The following is a 20238-nucleotide window of genomic DNA, read 5'->3' on the forward strand; positions in this document are numbered from 1 at the left end:
CTTGCCGACTGCCGTAACGGCAGCGTGATTCACGTGCAACGGGGTGTGGGGGACGATGGTTCACCCGCGCCCCGTTCGCGCGAGCAACATCTCAACACCCCCAGCCGCGAAGGGATTTCGCGGCAGGGACTTCCCGGTACCAGCAGGGGCATTGCGCGCGTAGGCGGCCCCTTTCCTTCAGGCCCCCGAGGAGAGTGCGCCATCGACGCGTCCACCAACCCTCCGCCCGTCGCCGTCGAACTCGTCGGCATCACCAAGCGCTTCCCCGGTGTCGTGGCCAACCACGACATCCACCTGACCGTCCGCAAGGGCACCGTGCACGCCCTCGTCGGCGAGAACGGCGCGGGCAAGTCGACGCTGATGAAGATCCTCTACGGCATGCAGAAGCCGGACGAGGGCACCATCACCGTCGACGGCGAGCAGGTCGCCTTCGGCAGCCCCGCGGACGCCATCGCCCGCGGCATCGGCATGGTGCACCAGCACTTCATGCTCGCCGACCAGCTCACCGTCCTGGAGAACATCGTCCTCGGCAGCGAGAAGCTGCACGGCATCGGCGGCGCGGCCCGCCGCCGCATCGCCGAGATCTCCGAGCGGTACGGCCTCGGCGTGCGCCCCGACGCGTACGTGGAGGACCTCGGCGTCGCCGACCGGCAGCGCGTGGAGATCCTCAAGGTCCTCTACCGCGGCGCCACCACGCTGATCCTCGACGAGCCGACGGCCGTCCTCGTGCCGCAGGAGGTCGACGCGCTCTTCGACAACCTGCGCGAGCTGAAGTCCGAGGGCCTCTCCGTCATCTTCATCTCGCACAAGCTGGGCGAGGTCCTCTCCGTCGCCGACGACATCACCGTCATCCGGCGCGGCACGACCGTCGGCACGGCGGTCCCGTCGGAGACGACGCCCCGCCAGCTCGCCGAGCTGATGGTCGGCAGCGAACTCCCCACGCCCGAGACGGCCGAGTCGACGGTCACCGATCGCCCGATGATCCAGGTCGAGAACCTGAAGCTGCTCGCGGGCGGCGAGTCGCAGCGCGCCCTGCTCGACGACATCTCCTTCACGATCCACGAGGGCGAGGTCCTCGGCATCGCGGGCGTCGAGGGCAACGGCCAGACCGAGCTGATCGACGCGCTCATCGGCCTCAAGCACGCCGACTCCGGCGTGATCCGCATGGCGGGCGAGGACATCACCGCCACGGCGACCCGCAAGCGGCGCGAGGACGGCATCGGCTACATCCCCGAGGACCGCCACCGCCACGGACTCCTCCTGGAGTCCCCGCTGTGGGAGAACCGCATCCTCGGCCACGTCACCGAGAAGCCCAACGCACGCGGCTTCTGGCTGGACCCCAAGGGCGCCCAGGCCGACACGCGCCGCATCGTCGAGGAGTACGACGTCCGTACGCCCGGCATCGACGTGACGGCCGCCTCCCTGTCCGGCGGCAACCAGCAGAAGCTGATCGTCGGCCGCGAGATGAGCCACAAGCCGCGCTTCCTGATCGCCGCCCACCCCACCCGCGGTGTGGACGTCGGCGCGCAGGCGCAGATCTGGGACCAGATCCGCGAGGCCCGCCGCGAAGGCCTCGCGGTGCTCCTCATCTCCGCCGACCTGGATGAGCTGATCGGCCTCTCCGACACCCTCCGCGTGATCTACAACGGGCGGCTCGTGGCGGACGCCGACCCGGCCACCATCACGCCGGAGGAGCTCGGTTCGGCCATGACCGGTGCCGCCTCGGGTCACTTGGAGCACGTGGAAGAAGACGCCCCGGAGGACGAGGCCCGATGAAGAAGTTCGACAAGGAGCGCGTGCTCCTCGCGGTGGCCGGACCGGTCATCGCACTGATCGCGGCCGTGGCGCTGACCTCGGTCGTGCTGCTCGCCTCGGGCAAGAGCCCGATCGAGCCGTACAGCCTGATGCTGGAGCAGGCCACCTTCTCCGACGTCCAGGTGCTGATCCTCAACCAGGCCGGCATGTACTACCTGGCGGCGCTCGCGGTGGCCATCGGCTTCCGCATGAACCTGTTCAACATCGGCGTCGACGGGCAGTACCGGCTCGCCGCGATGGTGACCGCCGTCGTCGGCACGCACCTCGCGCTGCCGTCGTTCCTGCAGATCCCGATGCTGATGGCGGTCGCCATGCTCACCGGCGCCTTCTGGGCCGGCATCGCGGGCGTCCTCAAGACCACGCGCGGCGTCAGCGAGGTGGTCGCCACGATCATGCTCAACGCCATCGCGACGAGCGTCATCGCCTACCTCACCCTCACCGAGAACTTCGGCGTCCCGGTCGGCAACAACCAGACCACCGGCGTCATGGAGAAGTCCGGCTGGTTCCCCGGCATCAAGGTGGCGGGCGGCGAGATCTACGGCTTCGTGATCATCTCGGTGCTCGCGGGCGTCCTGTACTGGCTCGTCCTCAACCGCACCCGGTTCGGCTTCGACCTGCGCGCCACCGGCGCCTCCGAGTCCGCCGCGGCGGCCTCCGGCGTCAACGCCAAGCGCATGGTGCTCAGCGCGATGCTGATCTCCGGCGCGGTCTCGGGCCTCGCCGGTCTGCCGATCCTGCTCGGCGACACCCACACCTACAGCCTCTCGTTCCCCGCGGGCCTCGGCTTCACCGCCATCGGCATCGCGCTCCTCGGCCGCAACAACCCGGTCGGCATCGCCTTCGCGGCGCTGCTCTGGGCCTTCCTCGACAAGGCATCGCCCGCCCTCGACTACGCCCAGCCCGAGGCGTACGACAAGGAGATCGCGGTGATCATGCAGGGCCTCATCGTGATCGCGGTCGTCGTCTCCTACGAGGAGGTGCGCCGCTGGGGTCTGCGCCGCCAGCAGCGCCGCGTCGGTGAGGAACTGGCCGCCGCCGCACGGGCGAACGGCAACAACGGCAACAACGACTCCGTGAAGGAGGTGGCTGCCCGATGAGCTCGGCAACCGTCGCCAAGGCCCCGGCCGAGCAGCCCGCACCGGGCCGCCGCCGCGTCTCGCTCCCCGTCCTCCTGCTGATCATCGCGGGTGTCCTCGTGCTGACCTCCGTGGTCCGCATGATCACCGGCGCCGACGGCATCACGTCCACCGGACAGATGTCGACGGCACTCAAGCTCGCCGTGCCGATCGGTCTCGCCGGTCTCGGCGGCCTCTGGGCCGAGCGCGCGGGCGTCGTCAACATCGGCCTCGAAGGCATGCTGATCCTCGGCACCTGGTTCGGCGCCTGGGCCGGTTTCCAGTGGGGCCCCTGGGTGGGCGTCCTCTTCGGCATCGTCGGCGGCGCGCTCGGCGGACTGCTGCACGCGATCGTCACGATCACGTTCAACGTCAACCACATCGTCTCCGGTGTGGCCCTCAACATCCTCGCCCTGGGCGCGACGCGCTACCTGGCCACCTTCGCCTTCGAGGGCGAGGAAGGCGGTACGTCGAAGCAGTCGCCGCCCGTCGAGTCGCTCGGCAACTTCTCCGTGCCGGGCCTGTCCGACTGGCTCCAGGACCTCAACGACAAGCACTGGTTCCTCGTCTCGGACCTCGCGGGCCTCATCGGCGGTCTCATCACCGACCTGTCCCCGCTGACCGTGGTCGCGGTCGCCATGGTCCCGCTGAGCTGGTGGATCCTGTGGCGCACCTCGTTCGGCCTGCGGCTGCGCTCCTGCGGCGAGAACCCGGTCGCGGCCGAGTCGCTCGGCGTCAACGTGTACAAGTACAAGTACCTGGCCGTGGTCATCTCCGGCGGCCTCGCCGGACTCGGCGGCGCCTTCCTCTCCCTGGTCGCCTCCAACATCTACCTGGAGGGCCAGACCGGCGGCCGCGGCTACATCGGCCTCGCCGCGATGATCTTCGGCAACTGGATGCCGGGCGGACTCGCGCTCGGCGCGGGCCTGTTCGGTTACACCGACAGCCTGAAGCTCCGGGGCGGCGGCACCAACGTCCACGCGCTGCTCCTGCTCATCGCGATCCTGCTGGTCATCGGCGCGATCTACCTCGCCTGGCGCAAGAAGTACGTCCCCGCGGTGATCACCGCGGCCGTCTCCGCGCTGATGTTCCTGTGGTACGGCTTGACCGACGAGGTGCCCAACCAGGTCGTCACCGCCACTCCGTACGTGGTGACCCTGCTGGTCCTCTCGCTCTCCGCCCAGCGGCTCCGGATGCCGAAGGCGGACGGAATGCCGTACCGAAAGGGACAAGGCAAGTGACGACTGCTGCTGCCGCCGACACCGACTGGGACGCCCTCCGTGAGGCCGCGCGCGAGGCGATGTCCCGCGCGTACGCGCCCTACTCGGGCTTCCCGGTCGGGGCCGCGGCCCTGGTCGACGACGGCAGGACGGTCTCCGGCTGCAACGTCGAGAACGCGTCGTACGGCCTCGGCCTGTGCGCCGAGTGCGGTCTGGTCTCGCAGCTCCAGCTGACCGGCGGCGGCCGTCTGACGCACTTCACGTGCGTGGACGGCAAGGGCGAGATCCTGATGCCCTGCGGCCGCTGCCGCCAGCTGCTGTACGAGTTCGGCGGCGCCGAACTCGTCATGGAGACACCGTCGGGCGTACGGACGCTCGGTGACATGCTCCCGGACGCGTTCGGTCCGCAGCACCTCAACTGACGGACGGCCCCGCCCCCTTGACGATCTCGGGAGCGGGGCCGCCTTCATCTCCGGGCTCTATGCGCGTAGAGTCGCGGCGAACCCATATATGTACGTACGTACGCCGTTGTACCGCCGGAAGGACATGCCAATGGACGTCATCTCCGTCATCCGCACCAAGCGCGACCGGGGCGAGCTGAGCGACGAGCAGATCGACTGGGTCATCGACGCGTACACGCGCGGCACGGTCGCCGACGAACAGATGTCGTCCCTCGCGATGGCGATCCTCCTCAACGGCATGAACCGCAAGGAGATCGCCCGCTGGACCGCCGCGATGATCGCCTCCGGCGAGCGCATGGACTTCTCCTCGCTCTCCCGCCCCACCGCCGACAAGCACTCCACCGGTGGCGTCGGCGACAAGATCACGCTGCCGCTCGCCCCGCTGGTCGCCGCGTGCGGCGCGGCCGTCCCGCAGCTGTCGGGCCGCGGCCTCGGCCACACGGGCGGCACGCTCGACAAGCTGGAGGCCATCCCCGGCTGGCGGGCGCTGCTGTCCAACGCGGAGATGCTGAACGTACTGGAGGGCGTCGGGTCGGTGATCTGCGCGGCCGGCGACGGCCTGGCCCCCGCCGACAAGAAGCTCTACGCCCTGCGCGACGTGACCGGCACGGTGGAGGCGATCCCGCTGATCGCTTCCTCCATCATGTCCAAGAAGATCGCCGAGGGCACCGGCTCGCTCGTCCTCGACGTGAAGGTCGGCACCGGCGCGTTCATGAAGAACCTGGACGACGCGCGCGAGCTCGCCTCCACCATGGTGGAGCTCGGCACGGACAGCGGCGTCCGCACGGCGGCGCTCCTCACGGACATGTCGACCCCGCTGGGCCTGACGGCGGGCAACGCCCTTGAGGTCCGCGAGTCCGTGGAGGTCCTCGCGGGCGGCGGCCCGGCGGACGTCGTCGAGCTCACCCTCGCCCTTGCCCGCGAGATGCTCGACGCGGCGGGCCTGAAGGACGCGGACCCCGCGAAGGCGCTGGCGGACGGCTCCGCGATGGACGTGTGGCGCCGCATGATCACGGCACAGGGCGGCGACCCGGACGCGGAGCTGCCGGTGGCACGGGAGCGGCACGTGGTGACGGCCCCCTCGTCCGGCGTCCTGACACGCCTCGACGCGTACGACGTCGGCGTCGCCGCGTGGCGTCTCGGCGCGGGGCGTGCGCGCAAGGAGGACGTGGTCCAGGCGGGCGCGGGTGTCGAACTCCACGCCAAGCCGGGCGACTCCGTCGAGGCGGGGGCTCCCCTCATGACCCTGCACACGGACACGCCGGAGCGGTTCGAGTACGCGCTCCAGTCCGTGGAGGGCGCGTTCGACATCGCCCCGGCGGGCAAGGACTTCTCGGCGACGCCGATCGTCCTGGACCGCATCGGCTGATCCGGCTGATTCGTCTGCTGCGGGCGCGTAGGGGCTGGTCGCGCAGTTCCCCGCGCCCCTGACGGGGCTCGTACGGGTGAACGGGATCGGTGGACCGCCACCGGCCCCGTTCGGCGAGCCGATCACCTTGCCGGGCCCTTGCGGCCTGGATCTCGGCACCAGCGCGTTCCCCTGCGACTGAGCCCCGTGCGCCTGGCTGAACCGTCCCACCGATGAGTTCGGGCCGTCCGGCCAGTCACCCCTGCGTGGCTGCTTACGAAGAGAACCTCATCCGCATCGCGGGACCACTGGGCCCCGCCGACGTCCCGCACCTGAGCGAACGCGTCGCCGCATCCCGGCACGGACCGGACGGCGGTGACGTGATCTGCGACGTCTCCGCCGTCACCACCGCCGACCTCGCCACCGTCGACGCAATCGCCCGCCTGCACCTCGCCGCCCGCAGGGCAGGGGGCCGGATCCGGCTCAGGAACCCCACCCCCGCCCTGCTGGCCCTGCTCGGTCTCGTGGGCCTCGTCGAGCTCCTCGGGCTAGTCGTCGAGATGGAGGGGCATGCCGAAGAGCGGGAACCACCGGGGCGTGTCCAGGAAACAGTGGAAGCCGGTGATCCGGCCCTCTGAGATCTCGATGACCTGGATCGCCCACGGCGCGAACCCGCCGTTGTCGGGGTCCGGCTTGTAGTGCGCGAAGCCCGGCGTGCCGTTCACGTTCACCGGCACCAGACGGCTGTTGGCGCACGACGCGCCGATCGTCGTCATGAAGCCCGTGATGTCCTCCGTGCCGCGCAGCCACAGGTCGAACGGCGGCATCGTCATGACGGCGTCCTCGGCGAGCAGCGCGGTCAGGGCGGCCATGTCATAGCCCTCGAACGCGGCGACGTACCGCTCGAGGAGCTTCTGCTGCTCCTCGTCGAGCGGGTCGGAGACGGCCGTGTCGTCCTCCGGCCGCTCGGCGAGGGTGGCACGCGCCCGCTGCAGCGCGCTGTTCACGGAGGCGACGGAGGTGTCGATCAGCTCGGCGACCTCGCTGGCCTTCCACGCGAGGACCTCGCGGAGGATGAGCACCGCGCGCTGCTTGGGCGGCAGGCTCTGCAGCGCGGCGACGAACGCGAGGCGCACCGACTCCTTGGCGACCGCCGCCTCCGCCGGGTCGCCGACGGTCGGCAGGACGCGGGCGTCCGGGATCGGCTCCAGCCAGGTGTTGTCCGGGCGCGGATTGAGCGCGGCCTGCGCGAGCGGCGCCGCGGCGGTCAGGTCCATGGGGCGGGCGCGGCGGTTGCCCGCGTTCAGCATGTCCAGGCAGACGTTCGTCGCGATGCGGTACAGCCAGGACCGGACGCTGGAGCGGCCCTCGAACTTCTCGAAGCTGCGCCAGGCCCGCACCATCGTGTCCTGCACGGCGTCCTCGGCCTCGAAGGCCGAGCCGAGCATCCGGTAGCAGTACCCGGTCAGTTCGACCCGGTGTTTCTCCAGCGTGACGTCCAGATCGGCCGTCGTCCCTGCGATGTCGCTCATCCCAACCCACCCCTGCGCTGCGAGAGAGCCCTACGTGAGGCCCAACACATCGGAAGCTACCGCAGCCCACTGACAACGGCCCCCCGAGTGGGAAAACCCGCAGGTGAATCAGGAGAAGCCACAGAGGATCAGCAGGACCGTGCCGCGACGAACGCGCGCCGCTCCTGCACCCGTGCCGCGTGCGACCCCCACACGGTGACCGACACGACGCCGAGCACCGCGAGCAGGCCGAGCCCGACCGTCCCGGCCCAGCCGCCCGCGTGGAAGGCGACCGCGCCGAGCGTGCCGCCCGCGCTGGAGCCCAGGTAGTACGCGGACTGGTAGAGCGCGGACGCCTGCGCGCGTCCGGTCGTCGCCGTCCGGCTCACCGACGAGGACGCGACCGCGTGCCCCGCGAAGAACCCGGCGGTGATCAGCACGAGCCCGAGCAGCACCAGGACGAGCGAGGGGGAGAGGGAGAGCAGCAGGCCGCCCGCCGTCGTGCCCACCGCCAGGTACAGGGCGCCGCGCCGCCCGAGGCGTGCCACGAGCCGACCCGCGGCGGCCGACGAGACCGTGCCGACGAGGTAGACCAGGAAGATCGAGCCGATGACGCCCTGCGGCAGCGAGAAGGGCGCCTCGGTGAGGCGGTATCCGATCACCGTGTAGACCGCGCCGAACACGGTCATGAACAGCGCCCCGATCGCGTACAGCCTGCACAGGAGCGGGTTCGACAGGTGCGTGCGCACCGTGCGCGCCAGCGACTTGGGGCTGAGCGGTCCCGGGGCGAAGTGCCGGGGCGCGGGCAGCAGTACGCGGAACGCGACCGCGCACAGCACCGCGACGACGCCGATCACTCCGACGGCCGCGCGCCAGCCCCACGCCTGCGCGACCCAGCCCGTGACGATGCGCCCGCTCATCCCGCCGATGGAGTTGCCCGCCACGAACAGGCCGATCGCGGCGACCAGCGCCTTGGGCCGCACCTCCTCGGCGAGGAACGCCATCGCGGACGCGGGAAGCCCGGCGAGGGCGGCGCCCTGCACGGCCCGCAGCGCGATCAGCACCTCGACCGAGGGCGCGAAGGGCACGAGCAGCCCGACGGCGACGGCGACGGTCAGCGAGGCGGTCATCATCGCGCGCCGCCCGTAGCGCTCGCTGAGCGCGCTCAGCGGCAGGACGAACAGGGCCAGTGCGCCCGTGGCCCCCGACACCGTCCAGCTCGCCGTGCTCGCGCTGACGCCGAAGTCGGCGGAGACGAGGGGGAGGAGGGCCTGCGTGGAGTAGAGGAGGGCGAAGGTGGCGACGCCGGCGAGGAAGAGCGCGAAGCTCATCCGGCGGTAGCCGGGCCCGCCCGGAGTCAGTCGGGTATCGGCGGCGGGGGACGACGGGGCAGGGGCGACCGCATGGGTGACGGACGCCCCGCTACTGGCAGCAGGCATGTCCAGAAACGTACGGCTGCTTTTTTGATGCGTCCAATGCATGGAAACCCCATAATCGTTCCCATGCAGCATCAGCGGAGGTCACAGCCGCGCGTGTCACACGACAGTGACGTGGAGGACATCGTGACGCTGCTCGCGCCACGCCTCGCGTACTTCGCGGGCGTCGCCCGCACCGAGCACGTCACGCGCGCCGCCGAGCAGATGCGCATCCCCCAGTCGACGCTGTCCCGCGCCCTGGTCCGCCTCGAACGGGACCTCGGCGTCGACCTGTTCGCGCGCCGCGGCCGCACGGTCTCGCTCACCCCGGCGGGCCGCACGTTCCTCGGCTCGGTCGAGCGGGCCCTCGGCGAGGTGGAGCGCGCCGCCGAGTCGGTGCGCGCCGACGCCGACCCGGCCTCCGGCAAGGTCGCCTTCGGCTTCCTGCACACCATGGGCTCGGAGACGGTCCCCGGCCTCATCCGCGCCTTCCGCGCCGATCATCCGCGCATCCGTTTCAGCCTCGTCCAGAACTACGGCGAGGCGATGCTGGAGCGGCTGCGCGCGGGCGAGCTCGACCTCTGCCTCACCTCACCCGTGCCCGACGCCCCCGACCTGGTCGCCCGCCGCCTCGACGAGCAGCGCCTGCGCCTGGTCGTCCCCGACGACCACCGCCTCGCGTCCCGCAAGCGGGTCCGTCTCGCCGAGACCGCGGAGGAGGCGTTCGTGACCCTGGAGCCCGGGTACGGCCTGCGCCGCATCACGGACGACCTCTGCCGCGAAGCGGGCTTCAAGCCCCGCGTCGCCTTCGAGGGCGAGGAGGCGGAGACGCTGCGCGGCCTGGTCGCGGCGGGCCTGGGCGTGGCCCTGCTGCCGCCGCCCGCGGTGCCGCGTCCCGGAGTGGTGGAGCTGACGGTGACGGGCCAGCGGGCGGTGCGCGAGATCGGCGTGGCCTGGCTGGACGGCCACCCGGACACGCCACCGGTGGCGGCGTTCAAGGAGTTCCTGCTCAGCAGGAAGGGGAGACTGCTGGCGGGGATGAGCCCGTCCGGCGACTGAGGACGAACTCGGCGGAGCCGGTGATCGACAGCACCCCGTCGCGGGGTCACCTCCGCAGCGACCGCCCGAAGCCGGAGGCAAGAGGCATCCGCAGCCCCAGCGGCGGCGGAGCCGCCAGCGCGTCCTCCAAGGGGCGGGCGAAGTCCGCCCCGAACAGCGTCCCCATCACGAAGTCCGAGGCGAGCGCGAGGACTTCGGCCTGATGCTGCTGCAGCCGGTGCCCGTCCGAGTGCACCTCGAACCGGCACACGTCCCGGTTCGCCTTCTTCGCCCGCTCGGCGAACCGGAACGACAGCTCGGGATCGGTCCGTTCGTCGTTGGTGCCGTGCACGATGAGCACCCGACGCCCCGCGAGCTGCTTCACCGGCTCGGGCGGCGCCGCCACATCGTCCTCGGGCAGCCAAGGCGCCATCGCGAGCACGGAATTGACCGCCGCGTGCCCGCCCGCGCGGAGGGCCGCCCGGCCGCCCATGTCCACTCCGGCGAGACAGACGGGGACGTCGCCGTAGAGACGTACGATTTCGTCGGCGGCCCAGTTCGTGTCGCGGGCCAGCTCCGCCTGCGCGCCGTTCCACCCCCGGCAGCGGTAGTGCACGACGTGTGTGACGAGCCCCGCCTCGCGGCCGTCCTGCGCCAGTCTGCGGCCCAGCGCACGCACCCCGGCCCCGGCAAGCGGCGACGGCCTGCGGCTGGAGGTCTCCGCGCCGCCGGGGAGCAGAAGCACCACTCCGCCGACCGCCGAAGGCGCCGTCCCGATCGCCCGCCCGAGCCTGGCCGCGCCCGCCGGCCCCGCGGTCCCTTCCTGTGCCATGACAGAACAGTGTCAGAAGTGATGGTGTACGCCACCCTTCCGCAGGGTCACTGTTACGTATCGACCAGTGAGTTCTACGCGCGTAGGCGCTAGCATGCCGAAATGACGAGCCAGACACACACGACCGGTCACACGGACCGTGAGAAGCCCAGCGCCGAGCAGATCCGCCGCGCCCCGAAGGTGCTCCTCCACGACCACCTCGACGGCGGCCTGCGCCCCGGCACGGTCGTCGACCTCGCCCGCGAGAACGGGTACGAGGGACTGCCCGAGACCGACCCCGACAAGCTCGGGATCTGGTTCCGCGAGGCGGCCGACTCCGGCTCCCTGGAGCGGTACCTGGAGACCTTCGCCCACACCTGCGCGGTGATGCAGACGAAGGACGCACTCAAGCGCGTGGCCGCCGAGTGCGCCGAGGACCTCGCCGAGGACGGTGTCGTCTACGCCGAGATCCGGTACGCCCCCGAGCAGCACCTGGAGCAGGGCCTCACCCTCGAAGAGGTCGTCGAGGCCGTCAACGACGGCTTCCGCGAGGGCGAGCGGCGCGCGAAGGAGAACGGCCACCGCATCCGCGTCGGCGCCCTCCTCACCGCGATGCGGCACGCCGCCCGCGCCCTGGAGATCGCCGAACTCGCCAACCGCTACCGCGACGCGGGCGTCGTCGGCTTCGACATCGCGGGCGCCGAGGCCGGGTTCCCTCCCACCCGCCACCTCGACGCCTTCGAGTTCCTGAAGCGCGAGAACAACCACTTCACGATCCACGCGGGCGAGGCCTTCGGCCTGCCGTCGATCTGGCAGGCCCTGCAGTGGTGCGGCGCCGACCGCCTCGGCCACGGCGTACGCATCATCGACGACATCGAGATCGCCGACGACGGCACCGTCCGTCTCGGCCGCCTCGCGTCGTACGTACGGGACAAGCGCATCCCGCTGGAGCTCTGCCCCACCTCGAACCTGCAGACGGGTGCCGCCACTTCCTACGCGGAACACCCCATCGGGCTGCTGCGCAAGCTGCACTTCCGTGCGACGGTGAACACCGACAACCGTCTGATGTCCGGCACCAGCATGAGCCGCGAATTCGAGCACCTGGTCGGCACGTTCGGCTACTCGCTCGACGACATGCAGTGGTTCACGGTCAATGCGATGAAATCAGCATTCATTCCTTTCGATGAACGACTGGCCATGATCAATGACGTGATCAAGCCCGGCTATGCCGAGCTGAAGTCCGAATGGCTGTTCCGCCAGACCGTCTCGACCAGCGCTTCTGTCGGGAGCTGACGGATTCACGTCCGCGTCGCACGACGCGTGAGCGGCCGGGGTGCGCACACCCCGGCCGCTTTCCTTTTTGCGCCCGCCCCGTGATTGGGACTGCTTACGGTCGTTGAACCGCTCAAACCCCCCTCCCCACATCCGTAAGCAAAGACGCAAGGACGCATTGAAGATGAAGCAGTCTGCCGCCAAGTCCCTCGGTGTCGCCGCTCTCGGCGCCGCATTCGCCGCCGCGGGCGCCGGTGCCGCGAACGCCGCCCCCGCCGTCGCCGACCCCGCGGCCGCACTCGGCCCCGTCTCCTCCGTGGTCCCCGCCGCCGGCGCCACCCAGTCCCTCGCCGCCGGGCAGAACGCCCTCGGCAGCGGCCTGAACGCCGCCGAGCCCGTCCTCGGCAACGCCACGAGCCCCAAGCCGGGCGGCCCCACCTCCCCGGTCTCCGGTCTGCTCGGCGGCCTGCCCACCGGCGGCACCGGCCTCAACGGCCTGCCGCTCGGCTGACCGGACCCCGTCCGAACGCCCGATGGGGCGCCCCTCCCCGGAGGGGCGCCCCATCGTCGTACCGCGATCACCAGGCCTGGCGCGCCTTGCTCTCCGAGGGCAGCAGGATCCACATCGCGATGTAGAGCAGGAACTGCGGGCCGGGCAGCAGGCACGAGACCACGAAGATCACGCGCATCGTCGTCGCGGACGTGCCGAAGCGCTTGGCGAGAGCTGCGCACACTCCGCCGATCATCCGGCCGTGGGTGGGGCGGGCAAGGGCGGCCATGTCGGGCTCCTTCGTGAACCGTAGGTGCGGGGAGTCTCCGTGTACCCCGATACGACGACAGTACGTTCACGAACCAGGTCAAAGCATCGCTCTACGGTGCGATACCGACCCTGGGAATCGTCGGGGTCGGACCCTGAGACGTGTCCTCCCGGGGAAGGGGCACCCGGGGCCTCCCGTCACCACCGCGACGGAGCCGGGCCCTGGCCGCGGGCACGACGGCGACATGCGCGACGGCCACCCCGAAGGTGTTCAGGAGCAGCGAGTCGATGTCGACGACCTGACCGGGCACCCCGGTCTGCAGCAGCTCGATGCCGAGCGACAGCATCGCCCCGGCGGCGACCGTGCGCACCAGCGAACCCCACGGCGAGACCTCGAGCCGGCCGCCGGCCAGCGGAAGCAGCACACCCAGCGGGGCGAGCAGCAGCACGCTCTCGCCGATCCGGCGGGCCGCCTGCACACCGCCCAGCGCCAGATCCGCCTTGATACCGGCGAGCGGCTCCACGTTCGCGGCGCTCACCCAGGGGACGTCCAGCGGGCGCAGCGTGATCCACCCGACGAGCAGAAGATGTGCGACGAGGAGGAGTCCCCCCGCCGCACGGAAGCGGATGGCGGCACTGTGGCCGCCCGAGCCTTGACGCACGCCCCCCAAGACGCCCGGGGCGGCAGGATCGGTTCCGCGTACCCGACGACGGTTACTCGACGGTTTGCACGGGCGGAGCCTCGGTCCCCGGGCGGGACCGCACCTCCGGAGTGCACTCGTACCGCCGCAGGGGGCTGTTTCCCGGGCCTCCCATGACCACCGTGCCGCCGTCCGACGACGCGTTGTCGGCCAGCGTGCACACGATCTGCGCGAGCGCGAACGTCGACAGGTTCTCCGGCGGAGTGCTCAGCCGCAGCGCGTCGGCGGGGTCGCCCTTGCGCGGCCCGGAGGCGCCGGTGCCGCCGCGCACGTCCGTGGCGAAGCCCGCCTGCTTCTCCTCGTCCGAGGGGGCCTTCGCCAGCTCGTCGAGGAGGGCCTGCGCGATGCGCACCCGGTCGGTGGTCGCCTTGTCCGTGGGCAGCTGGACGTTGCGGTCGACGTTCACCAGCTGCGACGCGCACACCAGGAAGACCTCCACCGGAACCCCGCTGCCGGACTGCGACGCGAGGGTGGAGCCCGACGTCACACACGGCACCCGCGACGGCGCCGCGCCGTAGTCCGTCGGAACCTCGGTCGTCCTGATCCCGCACCCGGCGAGCACACCGGCGAGCCCCACGACGGCGGCCACGGCACGTAGACGGCGCCCGTTCACGCCTGGCCCCCTTCCGCGGCGGCGTCCCCGCCGTCGCGCGGCAGCCACAGCGTGAAGACCGCGCCGCCCTCCGGCGAGTTGGCGGCGGTGATCTCGCCGCCGTGGATGTGCGCGTTCTCCAGCGCGATGGAGAGCCCGAGGCCACTGCCCTCGGACCGCGGCCGGGACGCGGACGCCTTGTAGAACCGGTCGAAGACATGCGGCAGCACGTCCTCGGGGATACCGGGACCGTGGTCGCGCACGGCGATGACCAGCTGCGCGTCCTCCAGGCGGACCGACACGTTCACCGGGGAGCCGCCGTGCTTGAGGGCGTTGCCGATGAGGTTCGCCAGGATCACGTCCAGGCGGCGCGGGTCGAGTCGGACCATGATGCCGCGCTCGGCGTCCAGCTCGACCGCGTCCAGCCAGGCACGCGCGTCGATGCACGCCGTGATCTGGTCGGCGATGTCCACGTCGTCCAGGACGAGGCGCGCGGTCCCCGCGTCGAAGCGGGTGACCTCCATGAGGTTCTCCACGAGGTCGTTCAGGCGGCGGGTCTCGCTCACCACGAGGCGTACGGCCGGCTCGATCATCGGGTCCACGGACCCCGTCTCCGCGTCGAGCTCCTCCTCGAGGACCTCCGTCACGGCGGTGATCGCGGTCAGCGGGGTGCGCAGCTCGTGCGACATGTCGGCGACGAAGCGCCGGGACGCCTCGTCGCGGGCGCTCATGTCGGCGACCTTCTTCTCCAGGTTCTCCGCGGTCCTGTTGAACGTACGGGACAGGTCCGCGAGCTCATCGGTCCCCGACACCCGCAGCCGCGTGTCCAGCTTCCCCTCGCCGAGCCGCCGCGCCGCGACACCCAGCCGGTGCACGGGCTTCAGCACGGTCGTCGCGGCGGCCTGCGCGAGCAGCGCCGAGCCGATCAGCGCGAGCCCCGTCGCGATGGCCAGGGACCAGCCCAGCGAACTGAGGTCCTTCGCCTCCGGCTCCAGGGACTTGAACATGTAACCGGTCGGGCCGCCGCCGATCACCTTGGCGCCGCCCACCAGATGCGGGGTGCCGTGGTCGGCGGTCCGCTGCCAGTACAGGTGGTACGGGCTCTTGTTGCCCGACGTCAGCGGCTGCTTCTTGTTCACCGCCTGCTGCAGCGAGGCCGGCACCTTGGCGAGCGTGAAGGCGTCCAGGTCGGAGTAGCCGACGAGCTGTCCGCCGCCCTTCTTCTCGGCGACCAGGAGCACGCTGTAGCGCTGGCTGCTGTTCGCCATCTGCTCGGCGGTCGCCTGCAGTTCGGCCTGCGAGACGTCGGCGGGCAGCGCGCCCGCACGGTTCTGCATCTGCTGCCTGAAGTCCTTCAGCGCCGCGTCCTGCGCGCGCGTCAGGACCGCCTCACGGTTGAGCCAGTACGCGATGCCGGACGCGGAGACCGCCGCCGTGAGCGCCACGAGCCCGAACACCACGACGAGCCGGAGCCGCAGACTCGTGAAACGCAGACCCGCCAGTATCGCCTTGCGCGCCGCGGCCCAGCCGCGGAGCTTGTCGTGCGGTTTGGTCACTGAGGCGTGTCCAGCCGGTATCCGACGCCGCGCACCGTACGGATCAGGGTCGGCGACGAGGGCACGTCCTCGACCTTGGCGCGCAGCCGCTGCACGCACGCGTCGACGAGCCGCGAGTCGCCGAGGTAGTCGTGCTCCCACACCAGACGCAGCAACTGCTGCCGCGACAGGGCCTGCCCCGGCCTGCGGCTCAGCTCCAGGAGCAGCCTCAGCTCGGTGGGCGTGAGCTGCAGGTCCTCGCCGTTCTTCGTGACCGTCATCGCGGCCCGGTCGATGACCAGCGAACCGAACGTCGCCGCGTCGTTCGCCTCGCGCTCACCGCGCCGCAGCACGGCACGGATCCGGGCGTCGAGGACCCGCCCCTGCACGGGCTTGACCACGTAGTCGTCGGCGCCTGACTCCAGACCGACGACCACGTCGATGTCGTCGCTGCGCGCGGTCAGCAGGATGATCGGCAGCTGGTCGGTGCGCCGGATGCGACGGCACACCTCGAAGCCGTCGATGCCCGGCAGCATCACATCCAGCACGATCAGGTCGGGCCGCTGCTCGCCGAGCAGCTTCAGACCGTCCTCGCCGGTGGCAGCGGTGGCCACCCGGTGCCCCTGGCGCGTCAGCGAAAGCTCCAGGGCCGTCCGGATGGCGTCGTCGTCCTCGATCAGCAACAGGGAAGGCACGGACGTCATTCTGTCCCATGCCACGGCCCAGTTCGACTGCCGGAGGCTCCCCGGGCTCGTAATGGGCAGGTGAATGCCCGCACCCACACGTGACCTTCACAGGTGGAAGGCCTCCCCGGCCCCTGTGACAGGCCTGTGACAGTCGACGGACACCGCCATGAAGTCACTGCGGCAGAGTTCTGGTCACACGGAAGAAGCCGGACTCCACCGACGGGGGGCGCAAGATGAATACGCTGCACAGCACCAGCTCGAGCGCAGTTGTCACGCGTCTCCACGACGTCGGACGGGGGTCTGAGAAGTCCGGTGCCGTGAGCGGGCGGGGGTGCGCTCGCGGCACCGGGCGTCAGCACACCGGGTTCATGACGGTGGTTGACAGGGCTCACGGGGGAGCCGCGTACGGGGAGGGCTCGGGGGAGCGGAAGTCCCTGTCGGAGGCGGAGTTCACCGCCTACGTACAGGAACGACGCGCCTCCCTGTACGCAACCGCCTACCACCTGACCGGCGACCGGTTCGAGGCCGAGGACCTGCTGCAGAGCGCCCTCTTCTCGACGTACCGGGCCTGGGACCGGATCAGCGACAAGGCCGCGGTCGGGGGCTACCTCCGCCGCACCATGACCAATCTGCACATCAGCGCGTGGCGCCGCCGCAAGCTGAACGAGTACCCGACCGAGGAACTGCCGGAGACGGTGGGCGACACGGACGCGATGCGCGGCACGGAGCTGCGCGCGGTTCTCTGGCAGGCCCTGGCCCGCCTCCCCGAACTGCAGCGCACGATGCTCGTGCTCCGCTACTACGAGGGCCGTACGGACCCCGAGATCGCGGACATCCTCGACATCAGCGTCGGCACGGTGAAGTCCAGCATCTGGCGGTCGCTCCGCCGGCTGCGCGAGGACGAGGTCCTCAGCTTCGGCCGTGACGAGGAGGAGTCCTTCGGCGAGTTGGTCGCCTGAGGGGCCGGGGGAAACACGGGGGGAGTACGGGGGCCGTCGCTCCGGGGGGTTGCGACGGATGCACGGGGGACCCCACGGGGGAAACAAGTGGAGGACCGGAAGGCCAGGGGGGTCTTTCCGGTCCCTCTGCTTTTCCGGGACCGCTCCGGCCGCATGGGCTGCTCCGGCCGCTCCGGTCGTTCTACGTGGAGGCCTGCGCCCGCGCCTTCACGCACCGGCCGGCCGCCGCCGCGGCGACCCGTCCCAACGCCTCGTCCTTCGCACAGGGGTGAGCGCCCAGCGCGGTCTGCCGCGCCACGATGGCGCGCTCCTCCCGCATGAGCCGCCAGCCGCGCCGCAGCAGGAACGGCACGGACTTGCGGCCCTCCCGCAGGTCCCGCAGCAGCCGCCGCCGGAACGTCGTCGAGGGCCGCCCCCGCAGACAGATCGCGTCGGCCAGCACGCCGAGCTCCCGGCACCGCTCCACGATGTCCGCCGCGAAGATGCCCTCGGCGACGAAGAGCGGCGTGCGCTCGATGTCCAGGGCCTCCTGCCCGACGCGTGCGCTGACGGAGATGTCGTACACCGGTACGTTCGTGCGTCCCGTCCGGCACAGCTCCTCGATCGCGGCGACCGCCACGTCGGCGTCCCAGGAGTCCGGGGAGTCCCAGTCGATGTCCGAACTGCCCGGCACGAGCGGCAGCGTGGGGTCGCCGGCTTCCTTGTAGAAGTCGTCCAGACACAGCACGGGCAGTCCCGAGCGGGCGGCGAACGACGACTTCCCCGAGCCGGAGGGGCCCGTCAGCAGCACGACGCGGGTCGGTATCGGGGGATGGGAACCCAATTCTCTGAGCCTTTGCAGCCGGAGTGGACCGCATCTCCCGACACGGCGCGTCCGTGTGGACGGGAGCCATTATCAACCGAGGCGCCGGGAAGGGGGTGCCCCGCGAGTCGGCCTTTGGTTCCGGTGGCCCCCTTCAACTACGCTACGTGCTCGCATGATTACAGAATCGGACCACCCGACGACGCACGGATGTGAGCGGAACCCATGGCACGACACGCAGTGAAGAAGCTCCCCCGGACCGGTTCGCGCGCTCTGCTGCGGGCGGGGCTCACCGTGACGGCGGGGGCGGCGCTCGGGGTGGGGGGCGCGGCGAGTGCCGGTGCGGTGGAGCCGGGGCCCTCGGCCTCGCCGTTTCAGGGGCTTTCGACGGCAGTGCATCAATCGGCCGCGGGCGGGCTCGGGCCGGTCAAGGACCTGCAGCTGGACCCGCTGGCCAACACGAGCGCCGACCCCCTCGACAACACGCTCGGTACGCAGGTCGCGGACTTCAAGCCGGTCGACACGGGCTTCGTCACAGGACCGCTGACCTCGGGTGGCTCCCTGGCCGACCTGCCGGTGGTGGGCGGGGTGACCAAGCTGCTGCCGAGCTAATCGGCGGGCACCGCGGGTTCCCGCTCGGTGCGCAGCGGTACTTCGCGGATCAGCCATGCCGTCGCGAGCGCGAGTACGCAGAGGACGGCTGTGCCGGTCATGACGCCGTGCAGGCCGCCGGTGACCCCGGCCCGGAAGGCGTCCCGTGCCGGTTCGGGGAGGTCGTTCAGGAGTGCGGGGGTCAGTTCGCCGCCCGCGAGGCGGTCGCCGTTCCGGCCCAGGTGCTCCGTGAGGGTGTCGGTCAGGCGGCCGGTGTAGACAGAGCCGAGGACCGCGACGCCGAGCGAGCCGCCGATGGTGCGCAGCAGCGCGTTGGTGCCGCTGGCCGCGCCCATGTCGCGGAGCTCCGCGCTGTTCATGGTGATCAGGAGTGAGGGCTGCATCAGGCAGCCGAGGCCCGCGCCGAGGACGAACGTCAGGGCGGAGGGCACGGCGGTTGCGGTGCCCACGTCCACCGTCAGGAGCGCCAGGGCGCCCACTGTGGCGACGGCGCCGCCCGCGATCGGATACGCCCGGTATCCGCCGCCCTTGCCGACCGCCCGGCCGATGTACAGCTGGGCGCCCATCATGCCCAGCATCAGGGGGAGCAGCAGCAGGCCGCTCTCCGTCGACGACATGCCGCGGACGAACTGCATGTACTGCGGCAGGTAGCTGGCCGCCCCCATCATCGCCGCGCCCGCCAGGAAGGTCAGGACCTGCGCGAGCGTGAAGTTGCGGTCGCGGAACAGGCGGGGCGGGACGACCGGCTCGGGCGCGCGCCGCTCCACGCGGGCGAAGGCGGCGAGCGAGGCCGCGGCGAGCAGTGCGAGACCGCCGATCTGCGGCGACAGCCAGTCGTACGTCGTGCCGCCCCAGGTGCCGAGCAGCGTCAGCGCCAGGATGCCCGCCGTCAGGAGAGCGGCGCCCGCGCAGTCGATCCGGGCGGTGCTGCGCTCGCCGCGCAGCCGGACGAGGAGGCCGACGAGCAGGAGCGCGACCGCGCCGACGGGCACGTTGACGTAGAAGACCCAGCGCCAGTCGAGGTGGTCGGTGAGGAAGCCGCCGAGGAGCGGCCCGCCGATCATCGCGACGGGCAGCATGACACCGATCATGGACTGCGAGCGGCCCGCCTGCGCGGGTGTCAGGAGCGTCCCCATGAGGGACATCGCGCCGACGAAGAGGCCGCCCGCGCCGAGCCCCTGGAGGGCGCGGAAAGCGATCAACTGCTCCATGTTCTGCGCGAGTCCGCAGAGCACGGAGCCGACGAGGAAGACCGTGATCGAGGTCAGATAGCTGCCCTTGCGGCCGTACAGGTCGCCGATCTTGCCCCAGATGGGGGTGGAGACGGCGGCGGTGAGCAGGTAGGCCGTCACGACCCAGGAGAAGTGTCCGAGCCCGCCGAGGTCGCCGACGATCGTCGGGAGGGCGGTGCCGACGATGGTGCCGTCGAGCGTCGCCAGGATGATGCCGAGCAGCAGGCCGAGGACGGCGAGCCGGGAGGGCGGGTCCGGGGTTTCGGGCGGTGCGGGGGACGTCTCCTGGGCGGTGGTGGGTGCGGTGGGCTCCGTGCGCTGGTTCATGGCGTCCTCGCGGGTCGGTCGACGGTGCG

21 protein-coding genes are annotated in these 20238 nt (G+C 71.2%); 11 read left to right on the forward strand and 10 right to left on the reverse strand.

Annotation, left to right across the window (positions count from 1 at the left end):
- Positions 1 to 201 precede the first annotated feature (201 nt).
- The 6 genes from DEJ47_RS23625 to DEJ47_RS23650 all read left to right on the forward strand — a co-directional run bounded on the left by DEJ47_RS23625 (position 202) and on the right by DEJ47_RS23650 (position 6597).
- The gene (locus DEJ47_RS23625) at positions 202 to 1776 is read left to right on the forward strand and encodes an ABC transporter ATP-binding protein (RefSeq protein ID WP_150175821.1); all 1575 of its coding nucleotides are present in this window, start codon (positions 202 to 204) and stop codon (positions 1774 to 1776) included.
- Positions 1773 to 2912: an ABC transporter permease gene (locus tag DEJ47_RS23630; RefSeq protein ID WP_150171382.1), complete on the forward strand. Its 1140-nt coding sequence runs from the start codon at positions 1773 to 1775 to the stop codon at positions 2910 to 2912. The genes DEJ47_RS23625 and DEJ47_RS23630 overlap by 4 nt, the downstream gene beginning before the upstream one ends.
- The gene (locus DEJ47_RS23635) at positions 2909 to 4171 is read left to right on the forward strand and encodes an ABC transporter permease (RefSeq protein WP_150171384.1); all 1263 of its coding nucleotides are present in this window, start codon (positions 2909 to 2911) and stop codon (positions 4169 to 4171) included. The genes DEJ47_RS23630 and DEJ47_RS23635 overlap by 4 nt, the downstream gene beginning before the upstream one ends.
- On the forward strand, positions 4168 to 4572 hold the full coding sequence (locus tag DEJ47_RS23640; protein WP_150171386.1) for a cytidine deaminase: 405 nt from the start codon (positions 4168 to 4170) through the stop codon (positions 4570 to 4572). The genes DEJ47_RS23635 and DEJ47_RS23640 overlap by 4 nt, the downstream gene beginning before the upstream one ends.
- A 130-nt stretch (positions 4573 to 4702) precedes the next feature.
- Positions 4703 to 5980 carry a thymidine phosphorylase gene (locus tag DEJ47_RS23645; protein WP_150171388.1) on the forward strand — a complete coding sequence of 426 codons (1278 nt, stop codon included), beginning with the start codon at positions 4703 to 4705 and terminating at the stop codon, positions 5978 to 5980.
- A 245-nt stretch (positions 5981 to 6225) separates the two neighbouring features.
- Entirely contained in the window at positions 6226 to 6597 is a 372-nt protein-coding gene (locus DEJ47_RS23650) for an STAS domain-containing protein (protein WP_223828469.1), read from the forward strand.
- Here the strand turns inward: DEJ47_RS23650 and DEJ47_RS23655 are convergent.
- Together DEJ47_RS23655 and DEJ47_RS23660 are read right to left on the reverse strand one after the other, a co-directional pair.
- Complete coding sequence (locus tag DEJ47_RS23655; protein WP_150171392.1) at positions 6508 to 7491, reverse strand: sigma-70 family RNA polymerase sigma factor; 984 nt, start codon at positions 7489 to 7491, stop codon at positions 6508 to 6510. The genes DEJ47_RS23650 and DEJ47_RS23655 overlap by 90 nt on opposite strands.
- A gap of 128 nt (positions 7492 to 7619) precedes the next feature.
- On the reverse strand, positions 7620 to 8909 hold the full coding sequence (locus DEJ47_RS23660; RefSeq protein WP_150171394.1) for an MFS transporter: 1290 nt from the start codon (positions 8907 to 8909) through the stop codon (positions 7620 to 7622).
- Between the two features lie 63 nt (positions 8910 to 8972).
- Here DEJ47_RS23660 and DEJ47_RS23665 point away from each other — a divergent pair, with 63 nt between their 5' ends.
- Complete coding sequence (locus DEJ47_RS23665; RefSeq protein WP_150171396.1) at positions 8973 to 9944, forward strand: LysR family transcriptional regulator; 972 nt, start codon at positions 8973 to 8975, stop codon at positions 9942 to 9944.
- A 46-nt stretch (positions 9945 to 9990) separates the two neighbouring features.
- Here the strand turns inward: DEJ47_RS23665 and DEJ47_RS23670 are convergent, their stop codons facing one another.
- Positions 9991 to 10755, reverse strand: coding sequence for an alpha/beta fold hydrolase (locus DEJ47_RS23670; RefSeq protein ID WP_150171398.1), 765 nt, complete (start codon positions 10753 to 10755; stop codon positions 9991 to 9993).
- A gap of 102 nt (positions 10756 to 10857) precedes the next feature.
- Here DEJ47_RS23670 and DEJ47_RS23675 point away from each other — a divergent pair, with 102 nt between their 5' ends.
- On the forward strand, positions 10858 to 12027 hold the full coding sequence (locus DEJ47_RS23675; RefSeq protein WP_150171400.1) for an adenosine deaminase: 1170 nt from the start codon (positions 10858 to 10860) through the stop codon (positions 12025 to 12027).
- Positions 12028 to 12190: 163 nt separating this feature from the next.
- Positions 12191 to 12517, forward strand: coding sequence for an ATP-binding protein (locus DEJ47_RS23680; protein ID WP_150171402.1), 327 nt, complete (start codon positions 12191 to 12193; stop codon positions 12515 to 12517).
- Between the two features lie 67 nt (positions 12518 to 12584).
- On the opposite strand, the gene DEJ47_RS23685 is transcribed toward DEJ47_RS23680, so the two are convergent.
- From DEJ47_RS23685 to afsQ1, 5 genes are all read right to left on the reverse strand, one after another.
- Positions 12585 to 12785, reverse strand: coding sequence for a PspC domain-containing protein (locus DEJ47_RS23685; protein WP_150171404.1), 201 nt, complete (start codon positions 12783 to 12785; stop codon positions 12585 to 12587).
- Between the two features lie 91 nt (positions 12786 to 12876).
- Positions 12877 to 13425 (reverse strand): VanZ family protein, encoded by a 549-nt coding sequence (locus tag DEJ47_RS23690; protein ID WP_398335429.1) that lies wholly within the window; start codon positions 13423 to 13425, stop codon positions 12877 to 12879.
- Between the two features lie 52 nt (positions 13426 to 13477).
- On the reverse strand, positions 13478 to 14077 hold the full coding sequence (locus tag DEJ47_RS23695) for a hypothetical protein (RefSeq protein ID WP_150171408.1): 600 nt from the start codon (positions 14075 to 14077) through the stop codon (positions 13478 to 13480).
- Positions 14074 to 15612 carry a sensor histidine kinase gene (locus DEJ47_RS23700; RefSeq protein ID WP_150171410.1) on the reverse strand — a complete coding sequence of 513 codons (1539 nt, stop codon included), beginning with the start codon at positions 15610 to 15612 and terminating at the stop codon, positions 14074 to 14076. The genes DEJ47_RS23695 and DEJ47_RS23700 overlap by 4 nt, the downstream gene beginning before the upstream one ends.
- Positions 15609 to 16286, reverse strand: a complete 678-nt coding sequence (afsQ1, locus tag DEJ47_RS23705) for a two-component system response regulator AfsQ1 (protein WP_030779097.1) — start codon at positions 16284 to 16286, stop codon at positions 15609 to 15611. The genes DEJ47_RS23700 and afsQ1 overlap by 4 nt, the downstream gene beginning before the upstream one ends.
- 224 nt (positions 16287 to 16510) lie before the next feature.
- Between afsQ1 and DEJ47_RS23710 the strand changes: the two genes are divergently transcribed.
- A complete protein-coding gene (locus tag DEJ47_RS23710; RefSeq protein ID WP_150171412.1) occupies positions 16511 to 17236 on the forward strand; it encodes a SigE family RNA polymerase sigma factor in 726 nt (241 codons plus the stop codon).
- 181 nt (positions 17237 to 17417) lie between these two features.
- Here the strand turns inward: DEJ47_RS23710 and DEJ47_RS23715 are convergent, their stop codons facing one another.
- Entirely contained in the window at positions 17418 to 18059 is a 642-nt protein-coding gene (locus tag DEJ47_RS23715) for a uridine kinase (protein WP_150171414.1), read from the reverse strand.
- A gap of 204 nt (positions 18060 to 18263) precedes the next feature.
- On the opposite strand from DEJ47_RS23715, the gene DEJ47_RS23720 reads away from it, so the two are divergent.
- Entirely contained in the window at positions 18264 to 18650 is a 387-nt protein-coding gene (locus DEJ47_RS23720; RefSeq protein ID WP_150171416.1) for a hypothetical protein, read from the forward strand.
- Here the strand turns inward: DEJ47_RS23720 and DEJ47_RS23725 are convergent.
- On the reverse strand, positions 18647 to 20209 hold the full coding sequence (locus tag DEJ47_RS23725; RefSeq protein ID WP_150171418.1) for an MDR family MFS transporter: 1563 nt from the start codon (positions 20207 to 20209) through the stop codon (positions 18647 to 18649). The two genes, DEJ47_RS23720 and DEJ47_RS23725, sit on opposite strands and share 4 nt — an antisense overlap.
- Positions 20210 to 20238: the final 29 nt, after the last annotated feature.

It is taken from the genome of Streptomyces venezuelae, assembly GCF_008642355.1.
Lineage (GTDB): Bacteria > Actinomycetota > Actinomycetes > Streptomycetales > Streptomycetaceae > Streptomyces > Streptomyces venezuelae_B.